The organism is Actinomadura roseirufa, assembly GCF_900659635.1.
In the GTDB taxonomy this organism is placed as follows: domain Bacteria; phylum Actinomycetota; class Actinomycetes; order Streptosporangiales; family Streptosporangiaceae; genus Spirillospora; species Spirillospora roseirufa.
This window is the reverse complement of the sequence record NZ_CAACVB010000012.1, coordinates 52,988-66,070: the sequence shown is the minus strand read 5'-3', so window position 1 is coordinate 66,070 and position 13,083 is coordinate 52,988. Positions and strand designations below refer to the sequence as shown.

Sequence of the window (13,083 nt, the reverse complement as noted above, 5' to 3'; positions counted from 1 at the left end):
CTGAGCCGCGGCGCGGTCGTCGCGCGGCAGTGCCAGGGCGAGCAGCACGGCGAGGGCGAGGAGAATCCCGCCCGCGGCGAAGCCGTGCCGGTATCCGCCGGCCCGCTCCGCCGCGTCCCCGGCCTCCCCGGCCCCCGCCGCGGCGAGGGCCGCCATGGCGGCCAGGCCGAGCGCGCCGCCGACCTGCTGCGCGGTGCCGGTCACCCCTGAGCGGACCCCGGAGTCCAGGTCGGAGGCACCGGTCATGACGAGCGCGGTGGCCGCCGGGAGGACCAGGCCCGCGGAGACGCCCAGCACCGACATCCCCGGCAGCACGTCGACCGCGAAGCTCCCCGGCACCGGCACCCGGGCCAGCCAGGCGAACGCGAGCACGCCCGCGGCCGCCCCCGCCAGGAGCACCCGCCGCACGCCGAACCGGGCGATCAGCGGCTCGGCCAGGACGAGCGAGGTCACCGCGATCACCACCGAGGCCAGCAGGTAGGCGAGGCCCGTCTCCAGGGAGCTGAGCCCCAGCGCCTCCTGAAGGTAGAGCGTGACGAGGTACTGGCAGCCGAACATCGCGCCGACGAACAGCGCCTGCAGCAGGTTCCCGCCCGACAGCGCGCGCGACCGGAAGATCGACAGCCGCAGCAGCGGCGCCGCGGCCCGCGCCTGGCGCACCGCGAAGCCCGCCAGCAGCGCCAGCCCGAGCACCGCCAGCGCCGCGGGGAGCTCCACGCCCGAACCGTCCGGGCCGATGTCGCCGATCGCGAACACCAGCAGCATCAGCCCGGCGGTGACCAGCGCGGCGCCCGCCAGGTCGGCGCCGCCGCCCCAGCCGGTGCCGCGGTCCGGGGCCAGCGCGCGGCGGCCCGCGACCAGCAGCGCCGCGCCGATCGGCAGGTTGACGAAGAACAGCGCCCGCCAGCCGAACAGCTGGGTCAGGACCCCGCCGCCGAGCGCGCCGGCCGAGCCGCCGCCCGCCGCGACGAACGCGATCACCGTGATGGCCCGGACCCGTTCGCGGCCCTCCGGGAACAGCACCACGACCATCCCGGTGATCACCGAGCCGGCCATCGCGCACCCCACGCCCTGGGCGAACCGCGCGGCCACGAGGACCGCCATACCGCCCGTCCCGCCGCCCGTCACACCGCCCGCGGCGCCGCACAGCGCGGACGCGGCGGTGAACACCGCGATCCCGCACAGGAAGATCCGGCGCCGTCCCAGCAGGTCGCCGAGGCGGCCGCACAGCAGCAGGAGCCCGCCGTAGGCGACGAGGTAGCCGTTGACCACCCACGACAGCTGCGCGCCGGCCAGGCCGAGGTCGGCCCGGATCCGGGGCAGCGCCACCGCGACCCCGGTGCCGTCGACGATCAGCATCAGCTGGCCCGCGGCCAGGACGGCGAGCGCCGCCCGGCGGGAGCGCGCCGTCGTCGCCGCGGTCTCCACCACGTCCATCCGGTTCCTTTCGTCGGCACCGATCATTCCGGCCGGCACCGGTTCGCGGTAGAGGGAACATCCGTGTGACCACGGGAAATTGAAGTGCCTTCTTCCGCCCCCGGGAAAGCTGGTGAATGATTCAGGAAGACCCAAAGGACAAGGAACGCCAGATGACGAACATCGCCATTATCGTTGGCAGCACGCGACCGGGCCGGATCGGCCGTGACGTAGCGGACTGGGTGCACGGGATCGCGGCAAAGCGCGCCGATGCCAAATACGAGATCGTCGACCTCGCCGACCAGGATCTGCCGCTCTACGACGAGGAGCTCCCCGCGGCCGTCGGCCAGTACGCGCGCGAGCACACCAAGCGCTGGGCCGAGGTCGTCCGCCGTTTCGACGGTTACCTCGTGGTCACCCCCGAGTACAACCACGCCCCGCCCGCGGCGCTGAAGAACGCCTTCGACCTCGTGTACGCCGAGTGGGGCAACAAGGCGGTCGGCTTCGTCGGCTACGGCGCCGTCGGCGGCGCCCGGGCCGTCGAGCACCTCAAGCAGGTCGCGACCGAGGTGAGCCTGGCGTCGGTCGCCGCGCAGGTCACCCTCCTGATCCCGGGGGACTTCCCGGCCTACCCCGCGTTCTCGCCGCTCGAGCACCGCGAGGCCGAGCTGGAGCGCGTCCTGAACCAGCTGGAGTCCTGGTCGAAGGCGCTGGCCACCGTCCGGGCCTGACCCCGTGGCACGTGGGCGCGGGCACCTGCGAAGGTGCCCGCGCCCACGTGTTCCCGGACCGCTCTCAGAGGACATCGAGGCGGGTCCCGGACGGCCGGGAGACCCGCGGCCCTGTCACCTCGCCGGGCCGGGGCGGCGGCCCCGGCCCCGCCCCGGCCCGTCCGTCACTTCGCGTCCTTGGGGAACGGGATGACCTTGTGCGGGACGACCCTGACGACCACGCGTGAGACGTCGTCCACGTCGTGCACCTCGTCGAGGTACTTCAGGGTCAGCTCGTCGGCCAGTTCCTTGCCGCCGCCCTCGAGCACCGTCGCGGTCCCGCGGATCTCGATCGAGGTGATCGGGTTCTCGATGTCGAACACCGACACGTTCACCCGCGGGTCGCGGGAGATGTTGCGCTCGGTGCGATACCCGGCATGGGTCACGAACAGCAGCGCGTCGTCCTCGTCGCGTTTGATCAGGACGATCGAGGAATGCGGGCTTCCGTCGGCGTTCACGGTGGCGACCACGGGGAAATTCTTCCGGTCGATGAATGCCCGGGTCTTCTCATCGAGTTTTTCAGCCATGGCCTCAAGGTATAAGCCGGAGCGGTCCCCGCGTTCCCCTGATCACCCCCCTATTCGGCCGTTTCCGAAGTGGCCGCGTCCAGCCATCGTCCGGTGACCTCGCCGACCGTCTCACCGCTCACGTCGGCCAGTTTCCTGGCGAGCAGAAGACGCGTTCCCGGGGCGGTCGGACAACGGAACGGAGGGTCGTCGGAGGCGAGCAGGTCCACGATCGCCTCCGCGACTTCAGCGGGCGTCTGGGTCGGTGGCAGCCCGGGCAGCGTCCCCCGCAGCGCGGCGGCGTTGTCCACGTATTGCCGCAGAAGCCCCTCGTAGGGACCGGCTCCCTTGAAGACCCGGATCCAGTCCGTCCGCCGGACCGCCTCCGTGCTGATCGGCCCCGGCTCCACGACCGACACGGCGACCCCGGAGCGCCGCGCCACGGGCGCGAACGCCTCCAGGATCCCCTCCAGCGCGAACTTGGACCCGGAGTAGGACTCCTGGAACGGCAGGCCGAGCACGCCCGCGATGCTGCCGACCGCGATGATCCTGCCGCCGGAGGCCCGCAGGTACGGGAGGGCGCTCTTGAACAGCGCGACCGGGCCGAAGACGTTCACGTCGAAGACCCTGCGGTAGTTGGCGAGGTCCTCGTCCTCGAAGGTCTCGACGCCGGTGACGCCGGCGCTGTTGACGACCGCGTGCAGGCCGCCGTGGCGGGCCACGACACCGGCCGTGAACGCGGGCAGCGCGGGTTCGTCGGTGACGTCCAGCTCGGCGACCTCGACCTCGGCGCCGGACCGGGCGACCAGCTCGTCCAGGCCGGCGGTGCGGTCGAGGGAGTGGACGGCCGCGACGACCCGGTACCCGCGCCCGGCGAGCGCGGTCGCGGTGCTCGCGCCGACCCCCGACCCGGCACCGGTGACGATCACCGCCCCGGCGGGCGGGCCGCCGCTCACCGGGGGCTCCGCTCGCCTCGCGCCGGGTGCGCCGGGCTTCCCAGATAGGTCTCCAGCGCGTCGGCCGCGCGCCGGGCGCCCCCCGCGGCGCGGTTGTGCTCGCTCAGCTCCCGCAGGCGCTCGCGGACGGCGGCGTCCGAGGCCACGGCCTCCGCCTCGGCGACGAGCCGCTCCCCCTCCAGCTCGTCCAGGGGGATCACCCGGCCCGCGCCCAGCTCGCGGTTCCGGTCGGCGTAGGGCAGGAAGTCCGGGGCCGGCGGGACGACGATGACCGGCGTCTCGGTGTGCCACGCCTCGAACAGCGAGCCGCTGCCGCCGTGCGTCACGAAGACGTCGGCGTGCTCCAGCACGGAGAGGTTGGAGATCCAGCGGTGGACCTCCACGTTCGGCGCGATCTCGGCGAGCCGCCGGACCTCCGCGTCGCCGAGGGAGTCCCCGACCGTCACGACGACGTGCCACGGCCGCCCGGCGAACGCGCCGGCCACCGTCGCGAAGAACGCGCCGTCGGCGTTGCGCACGCTGCCGAGGGACACCAGCGCCACGCGGGCACCGCCGGCCGGCGGCTCCCAGGTGCCGAGGAAGTCGCGCTTGTCGACGCTGGACCCGACGAAGACGACCCGTTCCCGGTCGAAGGTCTCCAGCGCCGGCTGGAACAGCGGCGGGATGAAGGAGATGGTGAACTCCTCGACCCGGCGCAGGCTCCACAGGAAGTCCTCCGGCCGGTCGGCGAGCCCGAGCCGGCGCAGTTCCTCGGTGATCTCCTCGACGGGGTCCACCAGGCGGTGGCCGGGCGCGAGCCGCTCCATGTGGTCGAAGTAGGAGTAGTGCTCGTTGGCGACCACGCTCGGGGTCAGCAGGACGGGCGGCAGGTGCCACGTCCGGGCGAGGATGCGGCCCGCCTGGAACGCGGCCTCGTCGTAGGCGACGGCGTCCGGCCGCAGGTCGCCGAAGTGCTCCCGCGCGGCCCGCAGGATCGCCAGGTTCTCCCGGAAGAACGCGCGGGTCGCCGCCGCGGGGTCGTCCTCGGCCAGGCTGGCGAGGGGGTCGAGCGAGGGATAGGTGACCACCTCGGCGCCGAAGCGGCGCACCCGGTCGGCCACGCGCTCGGCGACCACGTAGGTGACCCGGTGGTCGCGCCGGACCAGCTCGTCCACGACGGCGAGCTTCGGCAGGACGTGCCCGTTCGAGGGGATGTCGAGAACCAGGATGTGCAGGGTCATGGGATCCTCCGGACCGGGCTCGCGCCGTCGTCCATCCGCGGGAAAGCCGCTCTCATGCCTCGCCTTTCGCTCGGTCGTCGTGTTCCGGGCCCGGTTCCGCCGGGTCCAGGCCGTACACGTCCCGGGCGGCGGCCGCCGAGACGAGTCCATCGCGCACGTCGGCGAGGACGGCCTCGCGCGCACGCTCCCGGGGGTCGCCGTAGCCCCCGCCGCCGGAGGTGTGGATCTCGATGACGTCGCCGCGGCCGAGCACGAGCGTGCTGTTGGTCCGCGGCACCGTGACCCGCCCGTCCCGGTGGTGCACCACGCTCCGGTTCGCCGGGGCCGCCCGCCCTCCGGCCAGCCCGTACGGCGCCGTCCCCGTGAGCGCGCCGGAGCCGATGCAGACGACGCGGACGCCGTCCTGGTCGATGCGCCACCGCGAGACGCCGCCGAGGCCGCCGCGCCAGCGGCCGGCGCCGGCCGAGTCGGTCTCGAATCCCTGGTGCAGGATCGTCGCGGGCGCGGCGAGCTCGTGCAGCTCGACGTCCACCTCCCGGCCCCCGCCCATGGCGACGGGCGGCCCGATCGCGTCCCACCCGTCGAAGCCGAGGGTGGCGCCGGAGCCGCCCTTGAGCGCTCCGGTGGCGCCGAACGCGCGGCCCGTCCGCTCGTCGACCCCGATGGCGGCGAACGCGTAGCCGCGGCACCAGCCCGCGTTCGTGATCGCCGGGTCGGCGCGGGCGAGCGCCCGCCACACCGTCTCCACGATCGCCTCGCACGCGGTGATCGTGCACAGCGTCGTCGCCGCCGGTTCGACGGCGTGCGCGATCGTGCCCGGCCGGGTGAGGACGTCGATCGCCGACAGCGCGCCGCCGGTGCGCCGCTGCGCGGGGTCGGTCACCCCGAACAGCGCGACGAGCGTGGAGGCCACGGTGTTGGCCCGGGTCGAGTTCGCGTAGCCCACGACCTGGGGATCGGACTCGGTGAAGTCGAAGACCGCGCGTTCCCCCGCCACGGTGAGGCGCAGCCGGACCGCGATGGGCTCGCGGTGGTGCTCGCCCCCGTCGTCGAGGTGCCGGACGGCCTCGTAGACCCCGTCCGGCCAGCGGGCGATCTCCGACCGCATGTGCCGGGCCGAGGCCGCGAGCTGGAGCGCGACGGCCTCCAGGACCGGCTCGACGCCGAACGCGTCGAGCATCGCGAGCAGCTCGCGCTCCCCGATCGCGGCCGCGCCGATCTGGCAGTGCAGGTCGCCCTCCACCGCCTCGCGCAGCCGCAGGTTCAGCAGGATCAGGTCCCACACGTCGTCCTGCCGCTCGCCCCGCCGGTAAAGCCGGACGGGCGGTATCCGCAGCGCGTCCTCGTAGCAGTCGCGGGCGCCCGGGTTGTAGCCCGCCTCCCCGCCGCTGCCACCGGAGTCGGCGTGGTGGCCCTTCGTCACGGTCCAGAACCGGAGCACTCCCCGGTGGAAGACCGGCTTGAGGACGGTGACGTCCGGCGGGTGGTTGTTCCCGTGGTAGGGGTCGTTGAGCACGAACACGTCGCCCTCGCCGACGTCCCCGGCGAACTTGGCCAGGATGCCCTCGTAGGCGCTGGGCAGCGACCCCGCGAGGACGGGGATGAAGTCCTTGGTGGCGATCCACTCGCCCTCGGCGCTGAAGATCCCCGTCACGAAGTCGCGGCTCTGGAACGCCGTCGACCGGCAGGACCGCAGCATCGCCTCGGCCATCCGCTCGGCGATCGCGTGCAGCCGGTTGTCCACCACCGACGCCAGGATCGTCGCCGTCATCGGACCGCCTCCGCGAGCTCGCCGCTCAACCCCGCCAGTACCTCGGCCCGCTCACGGTCCGCGCCGAACACCAGGGTCGTGCCACTCCCGGTGACCTCGAACGCGTACCCCGGCGGGACCACCACGGTCGTGCCCGGGGCCGCCAGCAGGACGGGCCCCTCCTGGCGCTCGTCCACGGGCACCGATCCGACGTTCCGGACGGGCACGTCCAGGAAGGCGCCGTCGAACCACGCCCGCCGCACCCCGGCCGGCCCCGCCGGGAACGCCGCCGCCGGCCCGCGCAGGCGGGAAGGCCCGACGGTGGGCACGCGGGCCTCCAGCCGCAGGTTCACCACCTCCACGGGCACCTCCGGCTGCGCGAACCCGTACAGCCGGTCATGGAGGCGATGGAACCGCTCGATGAGCCCGTCCACCACCGTGCCGTCCACCACGGGCCCGTCCACCACTTCCACCACGGGCGCCTCCGGGAAGGGCACCGTGACCTCGTGGACCTGGCCGACGTAACGGACATCGGCCAGCCTGTTCAGCCGGATGCCCGTGGCGGCCGCCGCGCCCGCGGAGAGGTCCGCCCTCGCGCGGTCCTCCAGGGCGGCGAACGCGGCGCCGACCTCCAGGACGTCGATCCCGGCGTCGCCCGGACCATTTCCGCGGCCCAGCAGCGTGTGCACGTAGTAGCGGACGAGGTCGGCGCGCAGCATGCCCCGCGCGCACAGCACCGACGCGCCCGGCGGCACCACGACGAGCGGGATCTCCAGGTCGCGGGCCAGCTCCACCGCGTGGACCGGTCCCGCGCCGCCGGCCGCGACGAGCGCGAGCCGGCGCGGGTCGAGCCCGTGCCGGGCGGTGGCGAGCCGCAGGCTGTCGGCCATCTCCGCGTTGACCGCGCGGTGGACGCCGGCCGCGGCCTCGATCCGGCCGATCCCCAGCCGCCGCGCGAGGTCGTCGACCGCGCGGCCCGCCGCGTCCCGCGAGGCCGCGATGCCGTCGCCGAACCCGCCCGCCAGGTAGCCGAGCAGGAGGTCGGCGTCGGTGACCGTCACCGCCTCGCCGCCGCGCCCGTAGCAGGCCGGGCCGGGGTCGGCCCCCGCGCTGGCCGGTCCGACGCGCAGCAGGCCGCCCGCGCTGACCCAGGCGACCGAGCCGCCGCCCGCGCCGATGGTGCCGATGTCGAGCATGGGCACCGAGACCGGGTGCCCGGCCGGTTCGGCGTGGGTGGTGATCCCGGTGACGCCGCCGGACGACAGGCTCACCTCGAAGCTCGTGCCGCCCATGTCGATGGTCATCGCCTCGGCCACGCCGAGCTCGGCGACGACGTCCGCCACGGCGGCGGGCGCGCCCGCCGGTCCCGACAGCAGGGTGTGCACGGCGCGCCCGGCCGCGTCCGCCAGCCCGACGACCCCGCCGTTGGACTGGACGATCAGCACCCGCCCGGTGTGGCCGAGGGCCTCCAGCCGCCGGGCGAGACGGCCGAGGTGGTCGCGCAGGACCGGGTCGACGTAGGCGTTGAGCACCGTCGTCGAGGTGCGCTCGAACAGCCGGACCTCGGGCGCCACCCGGGAGGACAGCGACAGCGGCACGTCCGGCAGCTCCGCCGCGAGGATCTCGGCGGTGCGCCGCTCGTGCGCGTCGTTGAGATAGGAGAAGGCGAAGCTGACGGCGACCGACTCGACGCCGGCGCCGCGCAGCCGCCGCGCCGCGCTCCGCACGCTCTGCTCGTCCAGCGGCGTCGCCACCGCGCCGGTGCTGTCCACCCGCTCCCGGACGGTCTCGATCAGGTGGCGGGGCACCAGCGGCGGAGCCGGCGACGACCGGGAGTCGAACTGGCCGGCGCGGTGGCCCTGCCGCGCGAGCAGGACGTCGCGCAGGCCCTCGGTGGTGAGCAGCCCGGTCCGCGCGCCGGTCCCGGTGACCAGCGCGTTGGTCGTGACGGTCGTGCCGTGGACGATCGTGCCGGTGCGGCGCAGGAGGTCGGTGAGCGACAGCCCCGCCCGTCCCGCGAGCGCGGTCAGCCCGGCCACGACGCCCTCCGCCGGGTCGTGCGGCGTGGAGCCGGTCTTGTGGTCCAGCTCCACGCCGTCCGGTCCGAGCAGCGCCAGGTCGGTGAAGGTGCCTCCGACGTCGATGGCGATGCGATAGGTCACGACAGCCAGACGTCCAGCAGGGCGGGCAGCCGGGAGTCGGCGTCCAGGACGAACCCGTGCACCTTCTTGCCCACCGCCACCAGGGCGGTGTCCTCCACCAGCGGGACGAACAGTCCCTCGCCGATGATGCGCTGCTGGGCGTCGGCGACCAGCTTGGCGCGGGCCTGCGGGTCCGTGGTGGTCGCCTGCTTCAACAGCAGCGGCTGCAGCGCGGCGTCCTGGACGTTGTAGAAGTTCGGCGGCGTGCTGGTGAAGGTGCCGAGCAGCCCGACGCCCGCGTCGAGGCCGCCTGCGACGCCGGACAGGAACAGGTCCCACCGGTTGCGCGCCTGGAGCGCCTCCACCGACTGCGCCGGGGTCGCCAGCTCCGGCTTCAGCTCCACGCCGAGCTTCTTGAACTGCGCGGTGAGCAGCTCGATGAGCGGCTGGTCCCACGGGTTGCCGCGGTTGAGCCAGCCGAGCTTCAGGGTGAGGCGGGTGCCGCCCTTGGCCCGGATGCCGTCGCCGCCGGGGGCCCAGCCCGCCTTGTCGAGGAGGGACGCCGCTCCCGCCGGGTCCGGCTTGAGAAGCGCGCTCTGGTCGGCGTGGCCCACCGTTGCGGCGGTGACGACGCTGGTCGGCACGCCCCACTCGGGCGTGAGCAGCGTGTCCCGGACCTGCTTGGCGTCCACGGCCTTCACCAGCGCCTGCCGGACCTCCGCCTCCTTCAGCGGGGCGCGGTCCGCGCCGGTCACCACCACGCCCTCGGTGAGCCGGGGGATCTTCTGCGCGACGATGGAGAACCCGGCGCCGCGCACCGGTGCGATGTCCGCGGGGTTGAGCGCGCCGGCCAGCTGCACCTGGCCGGTCTTCAGCGCGCCGGTGCGCACGCTCGGCTCGGTGACCACCTTGTAGACGACCTTGTCGAGGTAGGCGTCCCCGTCGTGCTTGCGGGTCTGCGGCCCCCACCGGTATCCGGCGCGCCGGGTGAGCACCACCTGGCTGTTCTTGACGTACGACTGGAGGACGAAGGGGCCCGATCCGACGACCTTGTCGAAGCGGTCGGCGTAGGGCAGCGCCAGGGTCTTGGGCGCGAGGATGCCGAAACCGGCGCCGGCGGCCCACAGCGGCCACGTCGGGTACGGCTTGGCGAAGCGCTGCACCACCGTCCGGTCGTCGACGGCCACCGTCTCCTTGTAGCCGCCCTGGTCCAGGAGCGTCGTGGCGGTGGACCCGACGGCCTTCGCCTTGTTGGCGATGATGTCGTCGAAGTTGGCCTTGACCGCCTTGGCGTCCAGGGGCGTGCCGTCGGAGAAGGTGACCCCGGCGCGCAGGTGGAAGGTGAACTCGGTGGCGTCGGCGTTCGCCTGGTAGGACTCGGCGAGCCAGGGCACCGGCTTCTTGGTGGCGGGGTCGAGCGCGAGCAGCGAGTCCACGATCGGCCGCGTGACCTCGCGGACCAGCGGGGTGACGGCGCGGGGGTAGAGGCTGATCGGGTCGCCGGGAAGCGCGAGCGTCAGCGTGCCGCCCCGCTTCGGCGTGCCGGACTCGCCGGAGCCGCCGGACGCCTCGCCGCCGCACGCGGCCAGCGCGAGGGCCGTGGCCGCGACGGCCGTCCCAATCTTAATATTTCCGACCGATTTTGTGCGGAACACGGGGCAGGTTCTCCTTGTCATTCGTACCGGCCGCCTCAGCGGCGGCCGGGGATCGCGTCGAGCAGCTCGCGCGTGTAGGCATGCCGTGCCCGCGCGAAGATCTCCTCGGTGGGGCCGGACTCGACCAGCCGGCCCCGGTGCAGCACGCCCACCTCGTCGGCGATGTGCCGGACCACCGCCAGGTCGTGCGAGATGAACAGGTAGCTCACGCCGAGCTCCGCCTGGAGCGCGGCGAGCAGATCGAGGATCTGCGCCTGGACCGACACGTCCAGCGCCGACACGGGCTCGTCGCAGACCACGAGCTCGGGGTTGAGCACCAGCGCCCGCGCGATCGCGACCCGCTGCCGCTGCCCGCCCGACAGCTCGGCCGGCCGGCGGCGGAGCACCGAGGCCGGCAGCGCGACCAGGTCGACCAGCTCGGCCGCGCGGCGGCGGCGCTGCGCCCGCGAGCCCAGCCCGAAGGACGCCAGCGGGTCGGTCACGGTCTGCTCGATCGTCCGCCGGGGGTCCAGCGACGCGAACGGGTTCTGGTGGACGATCTGCATCCGGCGGCGCAGCAGGCGCTGCGCCGCGCCCCGCGTCCGGGTCACGTCCTCCCCGCCGAGCAGCACCCGCCCCTCGGTCGGCTCGGCCAGCCGCAGGATCAGCCGCGCCGTCGTGGACTTGCCCGATCCCGACTCGCCGACCAGCCCGTAGGTGCGGCCCCGGGGGATCGCGAAGCTCACCCCGTCGACCGCCCGGACCGTGCCCGGGGCGCCGGAGGAGCGGGGCAGCCGGAACTCCTTGACCAGGCCCTCGACGCGCACGACGGGCTCGTCCGGTCCGCCGGGCGCCGGGTCGGCCCGGTCCTGCCCCGTCCGCGCCGCGAGGTCGGGGGACGTCTCGGCGAACGGGTCGCCGGGCGCTCCACCGGGGATCACCGCCGGCCCGGCCCGGCGCGGGCGCGGCGCCCCGGACAGGCTCGGCGCCGCCTCGATCAGCGTCCTGGTGTAGGGGTCGCGCGGGTTCGCCAGCACCTCCTCGGGGGCGCCCTGCTCCACGATCGAGCCCGAGCGCATCACCAGGATGCGGTCGGCGCGCTCGGCCGCGACGCCGAGGTCGTGGGTGATGAGCAGCATGCTGGTGCCGGACGCGCGGATCAGCCCGCCGATGTGGTCGAGGATGCGGCGCTGCACGGTGACGTCGAGCGCGCTGGTCGGCTCGTCGGCCACGATGAGCCGGGGCCGGGCCGCGATCGCGATCGCGATGAGGGCCCGCTGGCGCATGCCGCCCGACAGCTGCGAGGGATACTGCCGCGCGCGAAGCTCCGGCTCGGGAAGCCCGGCGTCGGCGAGCAGTTCGAGGGTGCGGGCCCGCACGGCGTCCCGGCCGGCGCCCTCACCGGCCTCCCCCGACAGCAGCAGGGCCTCGGCGACCTGCGCGCCGATCCGCTGGACCGGGTTGAGGGACGTGCCGGGGTCCTGCGGGATGAGCGCGATCTCACGGCCGCGCAGCTCGCGCCAGCGCCGTTCGGGCAGCCCCACGAGGTCCCGGCCGGCGAAGACGATCCGCCCGCGCGCCGGCGCGGCCGAGCGCGGGAGCAGGCCGAGCAGCGCGTACGCCGTGGTGGACTTGCCCGAGCCGGACTCACCGACGATCGCGACCGTCTCCCCCTCCCCGACCGTGAAGCTGACCGCGTCCACCGCGCGGACGACCGAGCGCCGCGCGCGGTAGTGCACCGCCAGGTCGTCGACCTCCAGGAGATGCGGGCTCATCGCAGGCCGGTCCTTTCACCGTCGAGCGCGCGCGACACCCGGTTGGCGGCCAGCACGGTCAGCGCGACGACCGTGCCCGGGAGGATCGACAGCCACCACGCGCTGCCGAGGAAGTCGCGCCCGGACGAGACGAGCGAGCCCCACTCGGGCGTCGGCGGCTGGGCGCCGAACCCGAGGAAGCTCATCGTGGTCACGCCGAGGATCGCCTCGCCGAACAGCAGCATCGTCAGCACCCACACCGGGCCCATCGAGTTCGGCAGGACGTGGCGCAGCACGACGCGCACCCGGCGCGCCCCGCCCGTCCGCGCCGCCTCCACGAACCCGCTCCCCGACACGCGCAGCACCTCGGCGCGCATCACCCGGGCCGTACTGGCGATCGCGGCCACCCCGATGGCGACGGCGACGTCGACCGTGTCGCCCTTGCCGAGCACCGAGACCAGCATCAGCGCCAGCAGGAGGCCGGGGACGGCCAGCAGCACGTCGACCAGGCGCATGATCACCAGATCGGCCGCGCCGCGCAGGAACCCGGCCAGCAGGCCGAGCACCGAGCCGGCGCCGAGGCCGATCACCGTCGCCAGCACCGCCGCCGGCAGCGTCCGGCCGGTCCCGTGCACGGTCTCGTCGAACAGGTCGCGGCCGAGCCGGTCGGTGCCGAACGGGTGGTCCGGCGAGGGCGCCCGCAGCCGCGCCGCGGTGTCCACGGCCAGCGGGTCGCCCGGCGCGAACAGCGACGGCGCGACGGCCGCGACGACCACCACGCCCACCCACAGGAGGGAGAGGACCAGTCCGGGGCGGCGGCGCAGGAGGCCGGCCAGGCCGCGCAGGCCCGCCCTGAGGCGGAGCCCCGGCCCGCGCGCGGACTCGGGTTCGGGCAACCGCCCGCCGGCGGGCGGGGCCAGGTCGGTGACGGACATC

The 13,083-nt window shown here is 74.6% G+C and carries 10 protein-coding genes; 1 reads left to right on the top strand and 9 read right to left on the bottom strand.

Features of this window, described 5'->3' with window-relative positions; genetic code table 11:
- Positions 1 to 1,437: MFS transporter (locus E1291_RS04715; RefSeq protein WP_131736297.1), on the bottom strand; the 1,437-nt coding region annotated here is incomplete at its 3' end.
- Between the two features lie 152 nt (positions 1,438 to 1,589).
- Here E1291_RS04715 and E1291_RS04710 point away from each other — a divergent pair.
- Positions 1,590 to 2,147 carry an NADPH-dependent FMN reductase gene (locus E1291_RS04710; RefSeq protein WP_131736296.1) on the top strand — a complete coding sequence of 186 codons (558 nt, stop codon included), beginning with the start codon at positions 1,590 to 1,592 and terminating at the stop codon, positions 2,145 to 2,147.
- 164 nt (positions 2,148 to 2,311) lie between these two features.
- Here the strand turns inward: E1291_RS04710 and E1291_RS04705 are convergent, their stop codons facing one another.
- The 8 genes from E1291_RS04705 to E1291_RS04670 are packed head-to-tail and all read right to left on the bottom strand — an operon-like array spanning position 2,312 to position 13,082.
- Entirely contained in the window at positions 2,312 to 2,713 is a 402-nt protein-coding gene (locus E1291_RS04705) for a TIGR03618 family F420-dependent PPOX class oxidoreductase (protein WP_131736295.1), read from the bottom strand.
- Positions 2,714 to 2,763: 50 nt separating this feature from the next.
- Complete coding sequence (locus tag E1291_RS04700) at positions 2,764 to 3,648, bottom strand: SDR family NAD(P)-dependent oxidoreductase (protein ID WP_131736294.1); 885 nt, start codon at positions 3,646 to 3,648, stop codon at positions 2,764 to 2,766.
- A complete protein-coding gene (locus E1291_RS04695; RefSeq protein ID WP_165494961.1) occupies positions 3,645 to 4,868 on the bottom strand; it encodes a macrolide family glycosyltransferase in 1,224 nt (407 codons plus the stop codon). The genes E1291_RS04700 and E1291_RS04695 overlap by 4 nt, the downstream gene beginning before the upstream one ends.
- Positions 4,869 to 4,920: 52 nt before the next feature.
- The gene (locus E1291_RS04690; RefSeq protein ID WP_131736292.1) at positions 4,921 to 6,639 is read right to left on the bottom strand and encodes a hydantoinase B/oxoprolinase family protein; all 1,719 of its coding nucleotides are present in this window, start codon (positions 6,637 to 6,639) and stop codon (positions 4,921 to 4,923) included.
- On the bottom strand, positions 6,636 to 8,780 hold the full coding sequence (locus E1291_RS04685; protein ID WP_207400556.1) for a hydantoinase/oxoprolinase family protein: 2,145 nt from the start codon (positions 8,778 to 8,780) through the stop codon (positions 6,636 to 6,638). The genes E1291_RS04690 and E1291_RS04685 overlap by 4 nt, the downstream gene beginning before the upstream one ends.
- Positions 8,777 to 10,414 carry an ABC transporter substrate-binding protein gene (locus E1291_RS04680; RefSeq protein WP_207400555.1) on the bottom strand — a complete coding sequence of 546 codons (1,638 nt, stop codon included), beginning with the start codon at positions 10,412 to 10,414 and terminating at the stop codon, positions 8,777 to 8,779. The genes E1291_RS04685 and E1291_RS04680 overlap by 4 nt, the downstream gene beginning before the upstream one ends.
- 35 nt (positions 10,415 to 10,449) lie before the next feature.
- Positions 10,450 to 12,168, bottom strand: a complete 1,719-nt coding sequence (locus E1291_RS04675) for a dipeptide ABC transporter ATP-binding protein (protein ID WP_131736290.1) — start codon at positions 12,166 to 12,168, stop codon at positions 10,450 to 10,452.
- Positions 12,165 to 13,082, bottom strand: a complete 918-nt coding sequence (locus E1291_RS04670) for an ABC transporter permease (protein ID WP_131736289.1) — start codon at positions 13,080 to 13,082, stop codon at positions 12,165 to 12,167. The genes E1291_RS04675 and E1291_RS04670 overlap by 4 nt, the downstream gene beginning before the upstream one ends.
- Between the last annotated feature and the right edge of the window lies 1 nt (position 13,083).